The sequence below is a fragment of the Micromonospora sp. KC213 genome, assembly GCF_004348325.1.
Lineage (GTDB): Bacteria > Actinomycetota > Actinomycetes > Mycobacteriales > Micromonosporaceae > Micromonospora.
Genome location: NZ_SMKF01000017.1, coordinates 1 through 19,572 on the forward strand (window position 1 = coordinate 1; position 19,572 = coordinate 19,572).

The window sequence follows — 19,572 nt, forward strand, 5'->3', positions numbered from 1 at the left end:
GCGGGTGGGAGGGACACCGGCCGGTCGAGGCGACGGAGTTGTTCATCCCGTTCCTCGAACGCAGCGGATACGTGGTACGGGTGGAGGGGTCGACGGAGATCTACGCCGATGCCGCCGAACTGGCCGACACCGACCTCATCGTGCAGTGCGTGACGATGTCGCAGATCACCGGGGAGCAGGTGGCGGGTCTGGCTGCGGCGGTCGTCGCCGGGACGGGTTTCACCGGCTGGCACGGCGGCATCGTCGACTCGTTCCGCGCCTCCTCGGACTACCTGCACCTGGTGGGCGGCCAGTTCGCCACCCATCCGGGCATCCAACCGTGCGAACGTAGCGGCGGAGAGGAGGACAACTTCCTGCCGCACTCGGTCAAGATCACCGACCTCGGCCGGGAGCATCCGATCACCGCCGGGATCGAGGACTTCGACCTGGTCACCGAGCAGTACTGGGTGCTGCACGACGACCTGATCGAGGTACTGGCCACCACCACCCACCCGACGCGGGCGTGGCACCCGTGGCACCGGCCGGTCACCTCGCCGGCGATCTGGACCCGAAACTGGGGCGCCGGGCGGATCGTCGTGACGACTCCGGGACACAGTCTCGACGTTCTGGAGCACGCCTGCGTCCGTACCGTCATCGAGAGGGGGATGGTGTGGGCGACCCGCACGGCGTCGGCATCGTAGGTCTCGGGGTCATCTCCCGCGCGTACCTGAACACGCTCGCCAACCATCCCACGGTGCGCGTCGTCGCGGTGGCCGACAGGGACGCGGCCCGGGCCGTCGCTGCCGCCGCCACGATTCCCGGCGCCGAGGCGGTGAGCGTCGAGCGACTGCTCCACCACCCGGACGTGGCGACGGTGCTCAACCTCACGATCCCGGCGGCGCACGCCGAGATCTCGGGCGCGGCGATCGACGCCGGCAGGAACGTCTACGTCGAGAAGCCGCTCACCGTCACGTTCCCGGAGGGCCGGTCGATCATCGACCGGGCGGCGTCGGCCGGCGTCCGCGTCGGCTGCGCGCCGGACACCGTCCTGGGCACCGGTACGCAGACCGCCCGAGCGGCGATCGACGGTGGACTGATCGGGCGCCCGCTCTCCGCGTCGGCCGTCATGGTCACCCCGGGACACGAGCGCTGGCACCCTGACCCCGACTTCTACTACGCCCCGGGCGGCGGCCCGCTGCTGGACATGGGGCCGTACTACATTTCGGCGCTGGTTCACCTGCTCGGGCCGGTCCGTGCGGTGATCGGGGCGGCCAGCCAGCTGCGTGATGCCCGGGTCATCGGCTCGGGCCCCCGCCTCGGGCAGCGGATCCCGGTCGAGGTGCCGACCCACGTGACCGGTGTGCTGGAGCATGTGGGCGGCGCCCTGACCACCCTCACGACCAGCTTCGACGGTGTCGCGACGACGGCCGCGCCGATCGAGGTGCAGGGGGAGAACGGCACCCTCGCCGTACCCGATCCCAACAACTTCGACGGCGAGGTCCGTCATCTCGCGCTCGACGGCCCCGGGTGGCGCGCCCTCGAACCGCGGGCCGGCTACGTCGCCGCCTCCCGGGGGGTCGGCCTGATCGACCTGGTCCGGGCCGACGAGATGCGTCCGCCGCGGGCCAGCGGTGAGGTGGCGCTGCACGTACTCGACGTCATGACCGCCCTGCTCGGTTCGGCCGCCGAGGGCCGACGGGTCGAGCTGACGACGGCGGTCGAACGTCCCGCACCCGTCCCGTTCACCCCGGCCGAGGACTGGCTGTCAGCCCTCGCGCCCGGGCGCTGAGGACGCCGGCACGTGGTGGTGCCCCGGCGCGGCCTGCCCGGCGGCTTCCCGCCGCTTCACCGCAGTCTGACCGCAGGCTACGGGCTGGCCGCGACCGCCTCGGCCGCGCCGGCCGACCCGCGGGGGAGGACGCTGCGCGCGATGCCGTTGGCCGATGGAACGTTCCGCAACAGCATCGGTTGTTGCCGATGTCAACTGCTTGGACAAGCACGATGTCTGAAGTGACGAGAAGGAAACTTCTCACCGCCGGCGCGGCTGGGGCTGGTGCCGTGCTGCTGCCGGCCGGTTGGACTGCGGACGCGGACGCGGACGCGGCCTACCGCTCGGTCGGCCGGGACGCGGGGGCTGATGCCAGCGTCGGTGATTTCCGTAAAGCTTCAGTGCAACGGTGCTGGTGGGAACGATGAGGATCATCAATGCACCGCATCCGACGAGAATAGCGGGGGCACTGGTCCGGTCAAGGAGGAAGCCTCCGAGCGCCGCTCCAAGGGGGGAGGCTGTCAGGAGTACGGCGTTGCGTGCAGCCAGAACCGTGGTGAGCGAGTCGGCGGGCGCGCGGTCCTGAATCAGGGTGAAGGAGAGCGCGGAGTAGGGGCCGTAGACGAGTCCGGCGAAAACGAAGCCGATCAGGGAAGGGACGGCGGTGTGCGTGATGGCGAAGGGGAGCATTCCGACGCCGTGACCCGCGATGATGCCGAGCATGGCTGGCCACAGGGGAAGCTGTCTAGCCGTGCCTAGCGCCAGAGCGCCGACGACGGCTCCGATCCCGAAGGCGGCCCAATAGGCACCGAGCAGCCCCGCGCCGGCATCGAGGTTGTCGGAGACGAACAAGGGAAGGGCGACTTTGACGGGGCCGAAAGCGAGGTTGAACACCCAGGTGACGACGAGCAGGCCGAGAAGTTCCGGCTGACGCCGCAGAATACTCAGCCCTTGCCGTGTGTCGCTGGCCACCGGCCCTGATGTTGGTGAACAGGGCAGGTTGATGCGGCCGGTCTGGAAGGCGAGCACGGCGAACGTGGCAGCGTCCAAGCCGATGATCCATACCGGGGACACCACTCCCACGAGCAGGCCCGCGAGAGCTGGACCAGCGATCATCGCGCTCCACAGACTGGTGCTGAGCACGCTGTTGGCTGTCAGACGCTGGTTGTCGGAAAGCAGGGGAGCGAACAGGGCATGCTTGCCGGCCTTGCCCCAGGCGTGTAGCAGCGAGGAGGCACCCAGGAGCCCGACGTACACGGCCGGGGTGAGCACTCCCGCCGCGTGCGCGACCGGGACCGCCCCCAGCAGCACGGCCCGTAGCGCGGAGTCAGTGACCAGGAGCGACTGCGCCGGAAGCCGCCGCATCCATCGGCCCAGGACCAGTGCGCCGAGGGCACCGGGCAGGACGTAGGCGGCGACAGCGACGCCCGCCAGCGCGCCTTGGCCGCCGTCGGGCCCCAGCGCGAACGCGAGCCACGCGATGGCGACGACGGTCATGCCGTCGCCCAGGTCAGACAACGCGAAGACCGGCATCAGCCGCCGAAAGGTGCGGTCGGCGAACAGGGAGCGGTAGGGGCCGGGCATCAGGCGTCCCGGTGCTGCTGAGAACATGCAGCTCACAGTCGTCCTTCAAGCATGCTTGAAGTCAAGGCAGGATCGGGAAAGGGACGGGCATGCGATATCTACCCATCAGTGAGATCGCGAACAAAGCCCGCGTGCGCGCTTCAGCACTGCGCTACTGGGAGGAGCGCGGTCTGCTGCCCCGTGCACACCGCGAAGGCGGACGCCGAGTGTGGCCCGCGAGCACCGTCCGCCGGGTCGCCCTGATCAAGATGGCACAGCGGGTCGGGTTCACCCTCGCCGAGATCACACAACTGCTAGCCGCCGACACCACACCATCCGCTACCCGCCAGTGGCGGGACATGGCCACGCGTAAGCTGCCCGAACTCGACCAACACATCGCACAGACCCAGGCCCTGCGGCAGGCAGTAGCGGACTGCCTGGAGTGCGGCTGCATGAAATTCGATCAGTGCGTACTACTCGACACCACGGACGCGGCACCCTGACCGACAGGCGCTCACGACAGACCGTCCGGGAACCGCGCCTGCGGCGTGGCGGGCGCGATGCGCTCCAGGCGGCGGCGATCGCGGCAAGCCACCGGTCCAGCCCTTCGATGACCGCTGTGGTCGATGCCCGACGGCGCAAGACAGGAGTCCGGCCCGGCGTCGTCCACTGCCAACAGTGCCATCGCAGCGGCGAACCCCGCAACGTCGAGCCCGACAAGTCGAAGCAGGAGAGGCAGTCATATATCACCGTGCGTCGCCACCGGCGATGAACACCGGTCCACCCGGAGCGGCAGATCCGCATGGGTCAGAATGTGCCGATGACGATCTCCGCTGACGACTCCGGTCGGGCCCGGATTGTGACGGCCGTTCTTCGCGACGGCGATCGGGTGTTGCTGTGTCATCGAAGCGCCGGACGCCGTTGGTATCCGGATGTGTGGGACCTGCCGGGCGGTCATGTTGACGAGGGGGAGGATCCGAAGGAGAGCCTTGTCCGCGAGCTTCGGGAGGAGTTGGGGATCACGGCATCGGAGCCGTCCAGCCCGCCGATGCATGAGATCCGGACCGCGACGTTCGACATGCAGATCTGGTTGATCGACAGGTGGACCGGAACACCTGTCAACGCCGCGCCGGACGAACACGACGCTGTGGCGTGGTTCGAGACGTCCGACCTTGACAGGTTGCGTCTCGCCCACGAGTCGTACCCCTCGATGCTCACCGCCGTGCTCGCCACGTGACGTCGCTCTGGGAGCCAGGGGTGCGCGCTCATCGGTACGACCGCGCGTTCAGCCGCAGCACCATCAAAGAGCGGGCTGCCACTTGTCTTGCGGCCGCCCCGTCGCCTGCCAGGAACAATCGTCTCGTCCGGAAGGGTCAGGATGTCGCACCCGGGTAACTCGTCTGATGATGCCACCGAGACGCCGACCAGCGATGCTGATCCTGCGGGTGTCGAGGCACTTCGCGACGCCGAACGCCGTCTTCAGCGAGCGCAGTTGACATCTGACGTCCAGACATTGGATCGCCTGCTCGATGACCGACTGGTCTTCACTGGCCCGGATGGCAGGCTCTACTCCAAGCAGGACGACCTACATGTGCACCGATCCGGTGAGCAGACGATAACCAGGGTTGACGAGGAGGACTTGGGGGTGCTGGTGGCTGGCGGCACCGGCTTGACCTTCTTTCTCGGCACGCTGGAGGGGGCGATGGCCGGGCAACCGTTCCTCGCCCGAGTTCGCTACACCCGCACCTGGGTCCACGAGGCCGACCGGGGATGGCGCCTCATCGCGGCACACGTCAGCGCCGCGAGTGAGGATGTCGTCGCGCCCACGTGATCGAAGAGCGGGGGGATGCGTCGACCGGAGCGGACCCTGGCCTGCGCCCTGACCTCGAACACCGTGGCGTCGGCTACCTCCTGGCGGCCGGCTGCGACCGACGAGTGGCGGTCAACGACGCCGCACCCTCATCCGCGTCGGCCACCTCGCCCAGTGGATCCCCAGCGGCGAACTCGCCTGCTACCTGTGCTGGTCACCCTGCCCGGCCCTGCTGCACACCGACCGGTTCTGCAGGTCGTCTGTTGATGGTCGCGGCTGATAGCCGCCAGCGATAACCCGTCGGTCACTGTTGGCTTGGCGGATGCCACGCTTGGTTTCACCTTCGACCGCAACCGCTCGTCGTGCCGTCAGCCGGTCCCCGCTGCTCGGTTGGTTGGCCGTTGTCTGGATCGGGATGGGCATCTTCGTCATCGTCACCGCCGAGATCCTGCCGATCGGCTTGTTGACCTGCATCGGTTCCACATTCGGTGTCTCCGACGGCACGGCTGGTCTGACGATGACCATGCCGGGCCTGCTTGCGGCCGTGTCGGCACCCATCGTCGCCGTCGCCGCCGGTCGGCTCGACCGGCGGACGCTGCTGTGCGGCCTGATGCTGCTCCTGGCCGTGGCGAACGTGCTGGCCGCCACCGCGGCATCCTATGCCGTCGTGGTGGCGTCCCGAGCACTCGTCGGCATCGTGATCGGCGGCTTCTGGTCGATCGGTGCGGGGCTTGCGGCACGGCTGGTGCGACCCGAACAGGTCGGCGTGGCAACCGCGGTAGTTTTTTCCGCCGTACCGTTGGGATCGGTCTTCGGTGTTCCAGCCGGGACCTTCATCGCCCAGTACGGTGGCTGGCGTAGCGCATTCGTCGTGCTCGGTGCGCTGAGCGTGATCGTGCTGGTGGCACTGGTCGTGGTGCTGCCGCCGCTGCCGGCCGAGCGACCGGTCAGGTTCGCCGCGTTGACGAGTCTGGCGGGTGGTTCCACCGGCCGCACCGCCCTGATCCTCACGGCCCTCGTGGTGACCGCGCACTTCGGCACCTACACCTACGTGACCCCCTTTCTGCAGCAGGTCACCGGCGTCGGCTCGGTCACCCCGTTCCTGTTGGTCTACGGTGTCGCCGGCGTCGTGGGCAACTTCGTCGCTGGCGCGGCCGTACGACTGCGACTTCGGGCCACCATGACGGCCAGCGCTGTCGCTCTCGCCTCGGCCACCGCGATGCTGCCCACGTTCGGCACCGCAACCATCGGCGCGATGGTGCTGTTGGCCGTGTGGGGCTTCGCCTACGGGGCCGTGCCCATCTGTTCGCAGTCCTGGTTCGCGGCCGCTGGCGCAACCGAGGCCGCGTCCGTGCTGTTCACATCGTCGTTCCAGGCCACCATCGCATTAGGCGCGGTCCTCGGCGGCGTGGTGGTCGACGCGACGTCGCCGTCGATTCTGATGGTCCTCGGCTCGGGCGCCGCCCTGCTCGCCGCGTTCGTTTCGGCCAGGTCGACAAACCCGCGAGGGCACCTCCTCTGAGGCGTTTCCGGATCCGACCTGGCGACCGACGGGCGAGTTCTTCTTCAACACCGTCATGGACCCGCTGTTGAACCGCAGGCTGGGCCACACCGCGCACGAGGACATGCGCCGCATGGAAACCCCCGTCCGCGAAAGCGACCTGGACTGGACGATCGCCCGCCCATCCGGGCTGTTCGACCATCCGAGCGTCACCCGGTACCGGGTTGTTCAGAACGTCGCCGGCGGGCTTCGGGGCAGGTGGCAGCGAACAGCCGTGAGGTGCTGAAAGTGGTCTGTTCGGTGCCGGGCGGGATGAGCGTGTCGACCCGGGTCCGCCAGGCGTGCCGGGCGTCCAGGTCCGTGATGGGGTCGGGTTGCCTCAGGCCGAGGCTGCGGCGACGCAGAACTCGTTGCCCTCCGGGTCGGCCATCACAACGTGATGCCCGTCGAACTCCTGCCGGACGGCCCCGCCCGCCTTCACCAGCCGCTCAGACTCCGCCTTGATTCGCGCCCACCGCTCACCCGCACTGCCGTGTCCCGGCACCCGAACATCGATATGAAGCCGGTTCTTCGCCGCCTTCGGTTCGGGAACCTTGAGGATGGAGAGGCGAGGGCCGACGCCGTCGGGGTCGCAGAGCCACGCTCCGTCGTCCTCGGAGTCGTCCTCCGGCAGGTCAAACTGCGCGAGCCACTCCTCGCGGGTCTTGAAGGGAGCAGGGGGCGGCTCGTCGATATAGCCCAGTGCCGTCTTCCAGAAATCGGCGAGGAGTTGTGCGTTCGCGCAATCGAGGGTCAGATCAATTTTGGCTGCCACGACAGGACCGTACTGCACACCTCTGACAGCTGCCGCCGTGACCAGTGTTCGTGATCCCCGGAGAACTCTGACCGACCGTCGCGGACATGTAGTCTATGAATCGTCGCAGTTCAGAGCCGGTTCACGAGCTCCTGCGGTCCATAAGACCACCATCACCTACGTCTACCGGTGTCTGCCGTCCTGCGGCCGGTCAACTCTCCCTGAGGTCGTGCTGTGCCTACTCGGTGACCTGGGGTCAGGGAAGCCGCAGCGCTCCCTGGTGCCCGAGGATGAAGGCCCATAAGGGGCTGCCCTTCGGTTGCCGCCAGGCGTTAGTCAGGGATACCAGCCAGGGTGCCCTGGTCGAGGTCGGCGCGGTCGCCTCGGGTTCGGCGAGCATTGTCGCCGAACCCGACGCGCCACGGCGACGAAGTTTGCGGACGGCCATGACCCCGGCCGTCCGGCCCGGGGGCCAACGCGCCAATCACTCTGGCGGCGACTCGACTCTCCGGGCCGGACCCAATGCCGCCGACCGCGTGACGCTGCGTCACCCTTTTCGATCAAGGCAATGTCCGGCCGTGCCGATGAACGGCAGCCATTCGCTCATCGGTGTGGCACACCGGCCGTCCGTCGGCGACGTGCCGGTGCGGACGCGAGTGCGGCGGTTCACGCTGCCAGACACGTTGGTAGGCCGACGCCGACGTGACCTCCAGCGCTGACCCCACCCACCAGTCCCATCAGGCGTCCCGGTGATAGGCGAGGTTGACGGTGAGTGCGGCCAGAGCGAGTCCGAAGAACAGTGCCCAGGCGCCGAGTCGGAAATTGCCCGCCCGCACATGTGCTACCAGCGCGCCGAGGAAGTACAAGACCAGGCCGGCCGCCGCGAGCGTACCCACGACCGGCACGACGAGCCCGGCCAGCAAGCCGAGCGCGCCTGCGCCCAGGATCATTCCCAATGGCCGTACCCAGGATCGGGGTACCCGATTGCGGTCCGCCTCCGTCTTCGGGTATTCGTGGCCGATCACGTTTGCGATGGCAGCCGAACCGTTGAGGGCTGAGGCGAGCAGGGTCACCGTGAGATAGATGGCGGACATCGGCGTCTCCGTATCCATGAGAGCGGCGGTTTACCAGTCGCTCACGGACGAGGCGGTGACCCCGACATGTGACACAGTGCTGAGTGTTCTAGGTCACAGTGCTATCGCTGTCAGCTTGTGTGGGTTGCTGACCACGTGGATGGTCTGAACCAAGCCGTCCACCATGTGCAGGGTCATCGCGAGCACCGGCGTTCCGTCACAGCGGACGACGACGCCGGGGCCGCCGTTGAGGTGGAGCACCCGGGCCGTCGAGCCCACCGGCTGTTGCCGGGAGAGCACGACGATGGCCCGGGCCACGAGGTCCGAACCGTGGATCGGCCTGCGTGGCGCGCCGGTGAGGCCGCCGCCGTCGCTGACCATCGTCACGTTCGGTGCCAGAACCTCGACCAGTGCGGTGATGTCACCACCGGCACAGGCGGCCAGGAATCGCTCGGTCACCTGCTGCCGGGTCACGGGGTCACTGTCATATCGGCGACGGCGGCTCACGACCGCCTTTCGCGCCCGGTGCGCGAGCTGCCGTACCGCCGGCTCCCCACGCCCCAGGAAGCGCGCGATCTCGGCATACGGGTACCCGAACGCCTCGCTCAGCACGAACACCGCGCGTTCCAACGGAGACAACGTCTCCAGGACCAGCAGCAGGGCAGTGGAAACAGAATCGGCAAGGACCACATCGTCGGCGATGTCCGGACGGGTGAGGATGGGCTCAGGCAGCCACGGTCCGATGTAGGACTCACGCCGCACACGCGCGCTGCGTAGCTGATCAATCGCCAGCCGGATGGTCACCCGAACCAGAAAGGCTTCGGCGTCCACCACCGTGGCCGGTTCGACGCGACTCCATCGCAACCAGGCCTCCTGCACCACGTCCTCGGCTTCCTTGACGCTGCCGAGCACCCGGTACGCGACCGCGTACAACAACCCACGGTGCTTCACGAAGGGCAGCTCATGCTGGTCACCCGACACGCTTCCGGCCACCCGACCATGATCTGCCATCGGCGCACTCCGCACCGCCGGCATCACCAACATCGCCGCCGCGAACCGGCATCACGCCTCCGACAGCCCGCCCGCTGGCACTACTCGGCATCGCCTGACGACTGTGCCGGGACCCGTCCCGGATCAGCCGGTCGTGGTACGGCCGGGCAGGGCCACACCTTCCTCCAGGCGCCAGTCGATCCCCCGCTCGCGGATGAACTCCAGCCAGCGCCGGGCGTCTGCGGCGTTCTCGGCGGCACGGTGCAGGCCGGCGGACAACCTGCCGGCCAGGATCTCGCCGACACCATAGGCCAGAGGGACGGAGACACACCGGGCCATCGCGCTCTGTGTCCGATCGCCGACGCTGTCGAGGTGGTACGCGCCCGACCACTGTGGGCCGTCGTCACCGATCACCTCCAGCGCCACCGACAGCACGACCCGGTCGACGTCGGTCGTGGTCATCGGATAGGAGGCGGCCAGCCGGCCGGCCAACTCGGCGATGCGTGCCTCGTCTCCGGCGGTCAGCTCGGCGAAGACCGGCTGCCACGCCGCTCGCCACCCGGCCAGGCGCAGCGTGCCCCGGACGAACGTGTCCGTCCGCCAGCCCGCCGGCAGGCCGTACTGGGCTTGGAAGGGCAGGCTGTCCCGGTTCGGGTAGACCTCGAAGGTCTCCTGACCGATGACGTACGGCCGGGTGTGTTCCCAGGGCGTGGCGGTGGACCGCGCCTCGCCGTCCCACACGTAGCGCGCGGGTTGCTGGAGCGCCGACAACACGGCCCGTGGGGCCCAACTGAACCGGTACCGGAAGTCGTTCGGTACCGCGGGCAGGCCGCCGCAGTACGAGGTGAAGCGGACCGTGCCGGGTCTGGTCCCGACCGCCGCGACCGCTCGCTCCACCAGGTCGTGCGCCATCAGGTGGTCGATACCCGGATCCAGGCCCGCCTCGGCCAGCAGCACCAGACCGGCGCGTTCGGCAGCTGGCAGCTCGGCCGGTAGAGCCGGAAACACATAGCTGGAGCAGGCGAAATGCGCGCCGGCTTCGAGGCAGGTACGGAGTACGGCCGGGTGTTCGGTGGCCGGCAGCATCGACACGACCACGTCCCCGGCCCCCAGCTCCACCGGCTCGGCGGACGGGGGGAGGGCCCGCGGCTCCACCCTGCCGGTGAGGCCGAGACGGTCCAGGCATGCCTGCGCCTTGCCGACCGTTCGCGCCCACAGCACCGTGCGGTCGGACCACTCGGAGAGCAACCCCAGACCGCTCCCGGTGGACAGTCCGGTACCCAGCCAGTGCACGGTGCCGCTTGCCGGGGCGGCCGACGCGGGCCCGGAGGCCGGCGTGGGCCTGGCGGCCGGGACGGCGGTGGTGGCCTGGGTGACAGAACCCGTCGCCTCAGCTGTCGTGTCTCTCATGGCGCTCCTTCGATTCCGAGGGCATCGACTGCTTCGTGGTACCGACGCAGGCACCGGTCCCACTGTGCGGCGGACCGGCCGAGTTCGGCCAGGTGCGGCATGAGATCGGCCGAGAACGCCGCACTCGACTCCCGGGGCAGCAGCGACGGCAGGTTGTCGAGGGCGATGACATCGAGCGGCGGCTCGGCCCCGCTTACCGCGGCCACCGGTTCGTGCCAGGTGGTGGTGTGCCGATAGACCGGCAGGGTGTGGTGGGGGGAGGCGACATCGCACGTCACGTCGGCGATGACGGACAGCCGGCGATGCGGCGACGCCAGGTCCTCGACGCGGACGAACGGCGGTACCGGCTGCCGGACAAGCACGGCGTTGACCAGTACCTCGTGATCGAGCAGCGCCGCCCGGTCGAGGTGGCGGGTCTGCGGGAGGTCCCAGTCGGTCGACCGGACGCCGGCGGTCGCCAACGCTTCGCGCGCACCGGTGCCACACCGTCCCAGCGCGCCGATCACCAGCGCCGTGGGCGCCGGGGATCCACCCGTCCCGGCCAGCAGCCGGTCGAGCGCCGCGCGCGAGCCCGGCCGCAGCGGTGGTCGCAGCACGCCTCGGCGGTGCAGGACGGCCAGCGCGGCCCCGACGTAACCGGCCCAGTAGCCGAACGCCGCGAGGCGCCGGCCCTCGGCGTCGGTCAGATACTCGAGGTCGAGGATGACGCCGCCCCCGTCCGCGAACCGGCGGAGCAGCTCCCGACTGCCGTGCTGGCGCTGGAACGAGTGGCTGAAGAAGATGTGCCGGTGCCGCAGCGCCCACGGCTGGCCCGGCAACTCCTTCAGCCCGAGGATATAGGTGTCCGCGGGTGCCTGCGGCCAACTGCCGGCTGGCGCGATCCGGCAGCCGACGGCGGCGTAGTCCGCGGTCGGAAAGGCTCGCTGCGGCGAGTCCTCCACGGTGATCGTCAGGCCGGCGGCCAGTAGGCGCGCGGCGTCCGCCGGCACGATCGGGGCCCGGTGCTCCGAGTCGCGTGCCTCGTGTCGCATCCAGAGCTGAGGCGCATCCGGCATGAGGGCTGCTCTCCTTTCCGTGGCGGTCAGCTGCCGGCCGCGGAGGGACCGCCGGGTACGGCGTCAACCGGTACGCCGTCGTCCGGTGCGGTCTGGTCCCCGTGCCGAACCGGCAGCATCAGGAGCACGGCGGCATAGCCGGCGGCGACGGCGACGACGAGGGCCGGGCGGACACCGCCGAGGTCGTACACGGCACCGGTGAGGGGCGCGCCCACCCCGGCGCCCACCGTGACGCCGGTGGCGAACCAGCCGAAGGCCTCGCCGCGCCTTCGAGGGATCGACGCCCTCACGACGGCGTGGTACAGGACGGCCAGCGCGGGTGCGATCGCCGTTCCGCCGATGGCCAGCGCAAGGCAGACCAGCACGGGGCCGGCCGCGCCGCGGCCCTCACCCACCAGGAGCGCCGGCAGCAGGATCACGAGACCGGAGGCGAACCAGAAGAGGCGGCGTACCGGGCCGGACGCCAGCCGGCCCGGGGCCAGCGTGCTGACCGCCCCGCCGACCAGCGAGCCGACCGCCCAGGTCGCGGCGAACCAGCCGGCGAGCGCGAGGCTTCCGCGGTCCCGGGCCCAGGCCAGCAGGGCGAGGTCCACCGCGGTGATCGCCACCATGACACAACCCATCGCGGCGACAACGGCGAGCAGGGCGGCGGGTCGGTGCCGCCCCGTCCCGTCCGCGTCGTCGTCGGTCGGCACTGTGCCGTCGGACCCGGCGGCCAACCGACGCAGTCGTACGGCGAAGCCCAGGCCACCGCCGAGCGCCAGCCCAGCGAGGGTCCACACCGCGGCCCGGCCGCCGGACGCGGCGCCGACCAGGGCGACGAGCGGCGGCGCGATCACGAAGATCAGCTCCTGGCCGGTCGCGTCCAGCCGGTACAGCCGTTCGAGTTCCCGCCCGTGAGCGAGCCGGGCGAGGATCTTCCGGCCGGTCTGGGTGACCGGCGGGTTCGCCAGCCCTACCAGGAGCGCCAACGCCGGAGCGGTCGCCCGCAGCGGACCTGGCAGCAGCGACAGCGCGACGAGGCCGCCGCTGTACGCCACCACGGTGAACCCGAGAGCGACGTGTTGCGGCCACCGGTCCACCAACCTGCCGTTCACCGGGCCGGCGATGCCCTGGCCGACGGTCAGGCCGGCCAGCACCATCCCGGCCTGACCGTACGAGTACCCCCAGTCGGTGACCAGCAGCGTCACCGCGATCGTCGTTGCCGCGAGGTGCAGCCGGGCGGCCAGGCTCCAGCCGATCGTGGCGATGGTGCCCCGGCCCGGTGCGAGGCTTGCCCGGCCCTGCGGTGGCGACGGCGCGGTCACCGCGGCGCGTAGAGGCCGTCGCGCTCGATGGCGCGGATGCGCGCGGTGTCCCGTTCGATCTCCTCGTCGGTGTCGGCGAGCAGGTACACGCAGCCGGGCGAGCTGAAGAGGTCGACCGTACGCTGCACCGGCCGTCCGGCCCGGACGTCGCCCATCACCCCGGCGAGGGTGGGGATCAACTCGGTACACAGCAGTGACGGATCACCGATCTGGCCGTCGTCCGGTGCGATCAGGGAGACGGCCCGCAGCCGGCGGGCGGCATGGTACGGCTCGTCGACGGTGGCCAGGAACGAGTCCGGGTCCGTCACGGCGTCGACCGTGCGGGTGACGTGGTTGTGACCCAACGCCGCGGTCACCGGTTCGGTGATGATCGAGCCCTGTACACGCGGGTTGAGTTCGATCAGCATCGGGCCCTCGGCGGTCCACATGACCTCGGTGTGCGCCGGCCCCTCGGTCAGCGCGAGCGCGTCAAGCACGCTCTTGACATAGCTGACAAGTTCCCGGGTCGGCCCGACGCCGTAGGGGACCAACTCCTCGATGTCGTACACCAGGCTGCGGCCCGGCAGTGCCCGCTTGCGGTCCTGCCAGATCTCGCAGACGCTGTGCCGACCGGCCCGACTGATCGTGTTGACGAAGTACTGGTCGCCGGTGACCAGGCGCTGGACGCAGACCGAGTCGTTGAGCTCCCCGATCACGTTGATCTGCCCGACGATGGCCGCCACCGCGGCCTGGGCCCGCTCCGCGTCCTGACAGAAGTACACGCTGTCGGTGCCGCAACTGCGACGCGGCTTGATCACCACAGGCCACCCCGGACCAGCCTCGGTCCAAGCCACCAGGTCCGCGGCCGTGTCGAAACTGCCGGACTCCGGCACCGGTATGCCCTTGGCGGCCAGGACGTCCATCATCAGGTACTTGTCACGTCGGTGGGCGCTCAGCGCCGTACCGTTGCCGACCAGGCACAACCGCTCGGCCAGTTCGTCGGCCAGCGCCACCCCGGTCTCGGCGCCCGGGAGCACGGACCTCACCTGGTACGTCGCCAGCCGTGCCAGGACCTCGTCGACGTCCCCGTCGGCCTGGATCACGTCCAGGAAGTCGTCGGGACACAGCTGGGAGGTGTAGAACTCCGGCAGCGTCGGCCGGCTGAGCACCGCGACGGCAGACCAGCCCCGGCGGGCGAACTCGGACGCCAGGAACTTGCCGCCGGACAGTGGATCGACGATCGCCACCGTGGCGCCGGAAGCCTGCTTGTTCACGACTCCTCCTTCTGGTACGGCGTCAGGATTCCGGCTTCGAGCAGCACGTCGGCGAGCACCCGTACGGCCAGTACCATCGCCTCCGCCCGCGCGTGGTCCTTCTCGGCCAGGGCCGCGAAGACCTCTGCCGTCACCTCGGCCACGTCCTGCGGCCGGGACCAGCCGGTCACCAGCTCGTCGAGCCGGGCCAGCGGCTCGGCCAGTTGCCCGGCGCCGCCCAACTCCCAGAATTCGTCCGGCAGGGCTCGCGCCCGTGCGTAGTACGACGCCCCGAGGGCCGCCGCGTGCTCCCGACCGACCGCTGCCGTGTCCGCGACGAGGCGGCCGGCGACGGCCTCCCCGAACCCTCCCGGCGATCCGGTCAGGTCCCGCACGACCACGTGACCACGTCCGGCGCCCCGCAGGACAAGAGAACAACTGGCGAACCCGTCCGCGCCCACCTCGATCAGGTGGCCGCGAGCGGCGGCGAACAGCTCGGGGTAGCCGCGGCCCGGGTTGTCCGGGCCGGCGTACGTGGCGGTCAGCGCCGCGCGGACGGAGGCCGGCGCCCACGCCTCGACCAGGACCAACCCGTCCCAGCCGTGGGCGGCGCAGGCTCGCCGGAGGTCCTTTGCGAAGCGCAGCTCACCGCCACGGGTCAGGCTCTGGAACCGCATCACCGCCGTCCCGTCCGGCTCCATCAGCTCGGGCAGCCGGTCGACAAGGCGGCGGATCAGCCGCAAGCCGTCCGGGCCGCCGTCACCGGCGGGGGAGTAGCGGATCCCGGGCGGCACCGGCACACCAGGCAGGTTGGCCGCCACCACGGAGTACCGTCCGGGCGGCGTGAACTCCTCCAGCGCGCACCGCAGTGGCCGGACCCGGTCCGCCACCCCGTTGAGCCGACTGGAGACGCCGGTCGCCCGTACCGCCTCGGGAACCACGTCGATGGCCGTCACCGGTCCGCAACGGACGGCCAGCGCGCAGGACGCGAGGCCGGATCCACAGCCCACCTCGAGGGCGGTGCCGTGCAGGTCCTGTGCCAGCAGGATGTCGACGAAGCGGAGCGAGTCGGGGCCGAGGTAGACGGCCGGCTGCTCCGTCGTGCGGCCCGTACGGTCGCGGCGGTCCTGCACCGCGAGCAGCCCCCGGTGGCCGGTCACGGCCCAGTCGCCGGCCGTGCCGTCGGGGCGCAGCACCCCCAGTTCACACAACTCGCCGAGGACCTCCCGGAGCACGGCAGCGCCGGGTCCGTCGCCGTCCGGGCCCGGGTAGGCCGCGGTGAGGCCGCGGACCAGCGCATCGTGCGAGACGTCGTAGGGTGCCGGCACACCCTCGCCCGGCCACACCTGGTAGCCGAAGGGTTCCCGTCGGCGGTCCGCGTCGAACCGCGCGGCGATCCCGGCGACCCGCAGGTGGCGCGCCAGGCGCGTCCGGGATGACGTCATGACGCTCCCTTCCCGGCCGGAACGGTCAACAGTCCCGCCTCGGCCAGCCGTGCCTCGGCACCGGCGGCGTCGTGGTACACGCTGGCCTGCCAGCCGGCCCGGCGGGCCGCGGCGACGTTCTCGGCCAGGTCGTCGAAGAACAGCAGCCGGTCGGGTGACGTGTCCAAGTGGCGTACGGCGGCGGTGAAGACCTCGTCGGCCGGCTTCAGCGCGCCCATCCCGCAGGAGAACAGGATCGGCCGGAACCGCCCCGCCACCTCGGGCAGCAGCTCCGGCAGGGCCTCCAGCAGTACCGGCCCGTTGTCGCTGAGGATGGCACGCCCGACACCGGGCCGGATGCGGTCGACGACGGCCAGCAGGTCCCGGTCCGGCGCGAAGCCGTCCACCCAGGCGCGGCGGAAAGCCGGGTAGTCGCCCCGGTAGCCGAACCGCCGCTGGAACAGTGCGAAGATCTCTCCGGCCGAGTAGCGCCCCCGGTCGAAGTCGTCATCCAGTCCCGACTGCCAGACCTCGGCGTCGAGCCGCTCCGCCGGTACGTCGCTGGCGGCGGCGAGGGCCGCCAGCCGTCGTTCGTGCCGCATCCGGCACACCACCCCGGAGAGGTCGAACACCACCGTATCGATCACCGCGGGTTTCCCCTCGGCTTCCCCCGTCGGGCCACCCCAGCTGTGCTCACCGTGCCTCCACCATCACCATTCCGGTCCGCTGGCGCCACCGTGCCAACGCGGTCTGCAACTGGAGGGGGTCGGCGGCCACCACGTCGGCGCCCGCAGACCGTAGCTCCTCCTCGGTCCCGATTCCCCACAGACAGCCGACAGTGCCCGCCCCCGCCGCGCGACCGGCCTGCATGTCCAGTGCGGAGTCGCCGACGACCACGGTATCGACCGGATCCGCCGCGAGGGTGCGGCAGAGTTGATACACGCCGTCGGGCGCCGGCTTGCCGGCCTGCGGGTCGTCGCCGACTGCGATGCCGTCGCACAGGCGCCAGAGTCCGAACCGGTCCAGGATTTCCACCGTCCGTTCCCGGTCCTTGCCGGTGTAGATGGCGGTGCGGCACCCGGCGTCACGGACGGCCTCGCACACTGTGAGCACGTCTTCGTGCGCCCTGATGTGCTCGATGCCCGCCCGGGACGCGGCCCGGAACGGCTCGTACATCTGGTGGGGCAGGCCCAGTCGGGCGAGTATCTCCGGAAACGGTGCGCCCAGCAGGCGCAGGAAACTGTCCACGGGCGCCTCACTGCGGCCCACCACCTCGGCGTAGGCCGTCCGAAACGCGTGCACCATGACCGGCTTGGAGTCGATCAACGTACCGTCGAGGTCGAAGACTACGAGCCGGTGTGAGCCGTAGTACGCCGGACGGCTTGGCACGCCGTCAGTGAACATTGACCGCCTCCATGGTGGCCAGGAGGTCCTCGCGTGCCCGGGCGCTGATCGGGGACAGGGGCGGTCGGACCGTCGCCGACTGGATCACGCCGAGGGCGGTGAGCACCTCCTTGAACCGCGCGATGAACTCGCTCTTCGGGTTGCCGGTGGCCAGGACCGTCGCCGCCAGGCGGCCGGCGAACAGCGCGGTCGCCCCGGCGAGGTCACCGCTGGCATGCGCGGCGTGCAGCTTGCTCAGGTCCGCCGACTGGATGTTCGCGGTCGCGATGGCGCTGCCGACCGCGCCGGCCCGCAGTGCCTCCACGAGGGTGACGTCGTCCCCGGCGAACGCCACGAGGTGCGGCACCCGCGCCACCACCTCGGCAACCTTGTCCGGCTTCGGCAGGGCCAGCTTGACGTACCGGACGTTGGGCGCGGCCTCGGCGACGCTGGCGATGGTGGCGGTCTCGACCTCGATCCCGTCGGCGCCGTCGTAGATCATGACCGGCAGGTCGACGGCACTGGCCACGGTGGTGAAGTGCAGCCGTTGCGCCGCGGCGGACCGGGCGAAGTAGAACGGCGGCGGGACCATCACGCAGTCCGCGCCGGCCTCGCGCGCCTGCCGGGCGAGGGCCACGGCGCTGGCGGTGCTGTCGGCGCCGACGCCGACCGTAACCGGCACCCGTCCGGCCACGGCGTCGATCACCGTCTCCATCACCTCGACCCGCTCGTCGGGGCGCATCGTGAAGAACTCTCCGGTGGTGCCGAGCGCGACAACGCCTTGGGCGCCGGTGGCCAGGACGAAGTCGACCAGTGAACGCATCGACCGCTGGTCCAGGGCGTGCTCGTCGGTGAATGGGGTAACCAGCAACGCGTGGGTCGCGTGCACGGGTAGTTCACGGGCCATCAGTTCTCCTCCGACCGGGCCGACTTCTCGTATTCGCGGATGACGGTGCAGTACTCCTCGACGAGTTGTCCGGACAGTCCGTCGTCGATGGTCAGCGGCGGCATCAGCGGCAGCACGTCGCCGGCTCCGACGGGCCGTACCAACACGCCGCGGTCGCGCAGCCGGTGGCACAGCCGGCCGGCGATCCCGGAGGGGTCCGGATCGGCCGGGTGGGCCCGCAGGTGTACGCCGATGGCGAGTCCCTGGCCACGGACCTCGCGGACCACCGCGCAGTCCTTCAGCCCGGCCCTCAGCCCGTGCAGGATTTTGGCGCCCACCGTGGCGGCTCGGGCACACAGCCCTTCCCGCTCGATGATGTCCAGGGTGGCGAGTGCCGCCGCGCAGGAGGCGGGATGCCCACCCCAGGTGTAGCCGTGGGAGAGGCTCCGCCCCGGCTCGGCGAACGGCGCGTACACGGTGTCGCTGACCACCGTGGCCGACAGCGGCAGGTAGCCGCCGGTAATGCCCTTGGCGCACGTCACGACGTCGGGCCGCAGATCGTAGTGGGCGGCGGAGAACATGGCTCCGGTCCGACCGAAACCCATCGCCACCTCGTCGGCGATCAGCAGCACCCCGTGCCGTCGGCACACCTGGGCGATGGCGGACCAGAACTCGCGCGACGGTACGACCATGCCGCCGAGCCCCTGGATCGGCTCGCCGATGAAGGCGGCGACGGTGTCGGCGCCCTCCTGCTCGATGAGCGCCTCCAACGCCTCGGCGGCCGGGTGCGCCGCCCCCGTTGGTTCCGACGCGATCATCGCCGAGTAGGGAACAGTCAGGCTGGCGAACCCGCCGGCCACCGGCTCGAATCCGGTTCTCTCCTCGGCGATGCCGCTGGCGGCGAGCGCGCCGAGGCTGCATCCGTGCCAGCCGTTGGTCAGCCCGATCACCGTGGTCCGTCGGGGTTGGCCCTGGTGCAGCCAGTACGCCCGTACGATCTTGATCGCCGTCTCCACCGCCTCGGCGCCGCCCGTCGCGAAGAACACCCGGTTGAGCGGGTCGGGCAGTACGGACGCCAGCCGAGCGGCCAGCCGCGCCGCGCTCGGGTGCGAGCGGCCGTTGAGTGGCTGGTACGCCATGGTTCGCAGTTGGTCGGCAACGGCGTCGACAATTTCCTGCCTGCCGTGTCCGACATTGACGTTCCACAGGCCGGAAATGGCGTCGATATAGGACCGTCCGGCGGTGTCGTAGACGTGGACCCCGCTGCCCCGCTCGATGAAAAGCGGCGACTTGGCGTAGGCCGCCATGTCCGTGTACGGGTGCCAGTGATGCCGCAGGTCAGCGGCGGTGAGTTCGGCCGCGGTAGCACTGTCCATGGTTCTCCCCATCAGAAACGAA

General features: G+C 70.4%; 20 protein-coding genes. 7 read left to right on the forward strand and 13 right to left on the reverse strand.

Annotated elements, in window-relative coordinates:
- Positions 1 to 680: ThuA domain-containing protein (locus tag E1166_RS06640; RefSeq protein WP_132336673.1), on the forward strand; the 680-nt coding region annotated here is incomplete at its 5' end.
- Positions 650 to 1,768 (forward strand): Gfo/Idh/MocA family oxidoreductase, encoded by a 1,119-nt coding sequence (locus E1166_RS06645; protein WP_132336675.1) that lies wholly within the window; start codon positions 650 to 652, stop codon positions 1,766 to 1,768. The genes E1166_RS06640 and E1166_RS06645, both read left to right, overlap by 31 nt.
- A 240-nt stretch (positions 1,769 to 2,008) precedes the next feature.
- Here the strand turns inward: E1166_RS06645 and E1166_RS06650 are convergent, their stop codons facing one another.
- Positions 2,009 to 3,331, reverse strand: a complete 1,323-nt coding sequence (locus E1166_RS06650; protein ID WP_243710220.1) for an MFS transporter — start codon at positions 3,329 to 3,331, stop codon at positions 2,009 to 2,011.
- A gap of 131 nt (positions 3,332 to 3,462) precedes the next feature.
- Between E1166_RS06650 and E1166_RS06655 the strand changes: the two genes are divergently transcribed.
- The 5 genes from E1166_RS06655 to E1166_RS06680 all read left to right on the forward strand — a co-directional run bounded on the left by E1166_RS06655 (position 3,463) and on the right by E1166_RS06680 (position 6,907).
- Positions 3,463 to 3,813, forward strand: a complete 351-nt coding sequence (locus E1166_RS06655) for a MerR family DNA-binding protein (protein WP_207914042.1) — start codon at positions 3,463 to 3,465, stop codon at positions 3,811 to 3,813.
- A 317-nt stretch (positions 3,814 to 4,130) separates the two neighbouring features.
- Complete coding sequence (locus tag E1166_RS06660) at positions 4,131 to 4,547, forward strand: NUDIX hydrolase (protein ID WP_132336751.1); 417 nt, start codon at positions 4,131 to 4,133, stop codon at positions 4,545 to 4,547.
- Between the two features lie 141 nt (positions 4,548 to 4,688).
- Complete coding sequence (locus E1166_RS06665; RefSeq protein ID WP_132260894.1) at positions 4,689 to 5,141, forward strand: nuclear transport factor 2 family protein; 453 nt, start codon at positions 4,689 to 4,691, stop codon at positions 5,139 to 5,141.
- Between the two features lie 394 nt (positions 5,142 to 5,535).
- Positions 5,536 to 6,642: an MFS transporter gene (locus E1166_RS06675; RefSeq protein WP_243710222.1), complete on the forward strand. Its 1,107-nt coding sequence runs from the start codon at positions 5,536 to 5,538 to the stop codon at positions 6,640 to 6,642.
- A 55-nt stretch (positions 6,643 to 6,697) separates the two neighbouring features.
- Complete coding sequence (locus E1166_RS06680) at positions 6,698 to 6,907, forward strand: NAD(P)H-binding protein (protein ID WP_243710224.1); 210 nt, start codon at positions 6,698 to 6,700, stop codon at positions 6,905 to 6,907.
- 93 nt (positions 6,908 to 7,000) lie between these two features.
- Here the strand turns inward: E1166_RS06680 and E1166_RS06685 are convergent, their stop codons facing one another.
- The 12 genes from E1166_RS06685 to E1166_RS06740 form a co-directional block, all read right to left on the reverse strand.
- Complete coding sequence (locus E1166_RS06685; RefSeq protein ID WP_132336683.1) at positions 7,001 to 7,435, reverse strand: VOC family protein; 435 nt, start codon at positions 7,433 to 7,435, stop codon at positions 7,001 to 7,003.
- A 716-nt stretch (positions 7,436 to 8,151) separates the two neighbouring features.
- Positions 8,152 to 8,508: a DoxX family protein gene (locus tag E1166_RS06690; RefSeq protein WP_132336685.1), complete on the reverse strand. Its 357-nt coding sequence runs from the start codon at positions 8,506 to 8,508 to the stop codon at positions 8,152 to 8,154.
- Between the two features lie 93 nt (positions 8,509 to 8,601).
- Complete coding sequence (sigJ, locus tag E1166_RS06695; RefSeq protein ID WP_132336687.1) at positions 8,602 to 9,498, reverse strand: RNA polymerase sigma factor SigJ; 897 nt, start codon at positions 9,496 to 9,498, stop codon at positions 8,602 to 8,604.
- Positions 9,499 to 9,621: 123 nt separating this feature from the next.
- Positions 9,622 to 10,887 carry a saccharopine dehydrogenase family protein gene (locus E1166_RS06700; RefSeq protein ID WP_132336689.1) on the reverse strand — a complete coding sequence of 422 codons (1,266 nt, stop codon included), beginning with the start codon at positions 10,885 to 10,887 and terminating at the stop codon, positions 9,622 to 9,624.
- On the reverse strand, positions 10,884 to 11,942 hold the full coding sequence (locus tag E1166_RS06705; RefSeq protein ID WP_132336691.1) for a saccharopine dehydrogenase: 1,059 nt from the start codon (positions 11,940 to 11,942) through the stop codon (positions 10,884 to 10,886). The genes E1166_RS06700 and E1166_RS06705 overlap by 4 nt, the downstream gene beginning before the upstream one ends.
- Positions 11,943 to 11,968: 26 nt before the next feature.
- Complete coding sequence (locus E1166_RS06710) at positions 11,969 to 13,249, reverse strand: MFS transporter (RefSeq protein ID WP_132336693.1); 1,281 nt, start codon at positions 13,247 to 13,249, stop codon at positions 11,969 to 11,971.
- Positions 13,246 to 14,502 carry an ATP-grasp domain-containing protein gene (locus tag E1166_RS06715; protein ID WP_165944260.1) on the reverse strand — a complete coding sequence of 419 codons (1,257 nt, stop codon included), beginning with the start codon at positions 14,500 to 14,502 and terminating at the stop codon, positions 13,246 to 13,248. The genes E1166_RS06710 and E1166_RS06715 overlap by 4 nt, the downstream gene beginning before the upstream one ends.
- Positions 14,499 to 15,926 carry a 50S ribosomal protein L11 methyltransferase gene (locus E1166_RS06720; RefSeq protein ID WP_132336697.1) on the reverse strand — a complete coding sequence of 476 codons (1,428 nt, stop codon included), beginning with the start codon at positions 15,924 to 15,926 and terminating at the stop codon, positions 14,499 to 14,501. Before E1166_RS06720 ends, E1166_RS06715 begins: the two co-directional genes overlap by 4 nt.
- On the reverse strand, positions 15,923 to 16,552 hold the full coding sequence (locus E1166_RS06725; protein ID WP_132260905.1) for an HAD-IA family hydrolase: 630 nt from the start codon (positions 16,550 to 16,552) through the stop codon (positions 15,923 to 15,925). Before E1166_RS06725 ends, E1166_RS06720 begins: the two co-directional genes overlap by 4 nt.
- A gap of 46 nt (positions 16,553 to 16,598) precedes the next feature.
- Entirely contained in the window at positions 16,599 to 17,294 is a 696-nt protein-coding gene (locus E1166_RS06730) for an HAD family hydrolase (protein ID WP_165944261.1), read from the reverse strand.
- 4 nt (positions 17,295 to 17,298) lie between these two features.
- Positions 17,299 to 18,195, reverse strand: coding sequence for a dihydrodipicolinate synthase family protein (locus E1166_RS06735; protein ID WP_132336701.1), 897 nt, complete (start codon positions 18,193 to 18,195; stop codon positions 17,299 to 17,301).
- The gene (locus tag E1166_RS06740) at positions 18,195 to 19,550 is read right to left on the reverse strand and encodes an aspartate aminotransferase family protein (RefSeq protein WP_165944262.1); all 1,356 of its coding nucleotides are present in this window, start codon (positions 19,548 to 19,550) and stop codon (positions 18,195 to 18,197) included. Before E1166_RS06740 ends, E1166_RS06735 begins: the two co-directional genes overlap by 1 nt.
- Positions 19,551 to 19,572 lie beyond the last annotated feature (22 nt).

What these genes read in the sequence shown, in the direction of transcription:
- sigJ (WP_132336687.1), bottom strand. Translation starts at nt 9,498, where the DNA reads ATGGCAGATCATGGTCGGGTGGCCGGAAGCGTGTCGGGTGACCAGCAT.
- E1166_RS06700 (WP_132336689.1), bottom strand. Translation starts at nt 10,887, where the DNA reads ATGAGAGACACGACAGCTGAGGCGACGGGTTCTGTCACCCAGGCCACC.
- E1166_RS06735 (WP_132336701.1), bottom strand. Translation starts at nt 18,195, where the DNA reads ATGGCCCGTGAACTACCCGTGCACGCGACCCACGCGTTGCTGGTTACC.
- E1166_RS06705 (WP_132336691.1), bottom strand. Translation starts at nt 11,942, where the DNA reads ATGCCGGATGCGCCTCAGCTCTGGATGCGACACGAGGCACGCGACTCG.
- E1166_RS06680 (WP_243710224.1), top strand. Translation starts at nt 6,698, where the DNA reads ATGGACCCGCTGTTGAACCGCAGGCTGGGCCACACCGCGCACGAGGAC.
- E1166_RS06740 (WP_165944262.1), bottom strand. Translation starts at nt 19,550, where the DNA reads ATGGACAGTGCTACCGCGGCCGAACTCACCGCCGCTGACCTGCGGCAT.
- E1166_RS06690 (WP_132336685.1), bottom strand. Translation starts at nt 8,508, where the DNA reads ATGTCCGCCATCTATCTCACGGTGACCCTGCTCGCCTCAGCCCTCAAC.
- E1166_RS06675 (WP_243710222.1), top strand. Translation starts at nt 5,536, where the DNA reads ATGGGCATCTTCGTCATCGTCACCGCCGAGATCCTGCCGATCGGCTTG.
- E1166_RS06665 (WP_132260894.1), top strand. Translation starts at nt 4,689, where the DNA reads ATGTCGCACCCGGGTAACTCGTCTGATGATGCCACCGAGACGCCGACC.
- E1166_RS06650 (WP_243710220.1), bottom strand. Translation starts at nt 3,331, where the DNA reads ATGCCCGGCCCCTACCGCTCCCTGTTCGCCGACCGCACCTTTCGGCGG.
- E1166_RS06660 (WP_132336751.1), top strand. Translation starts at nt 4,131, where the DNA reads ATGACGATCTCCGCTGACGACTCCGGTCGGGCCCGGATTGTGACGGCC.
- E1166_RS06720 (WP_132336697.1), bottom strand. Translation starts at nt 15,926, where the DNA reads ATGACGTCATCCCGGACGCGCCTGGCGCGCCACCTGCGGGTCGCCGGG.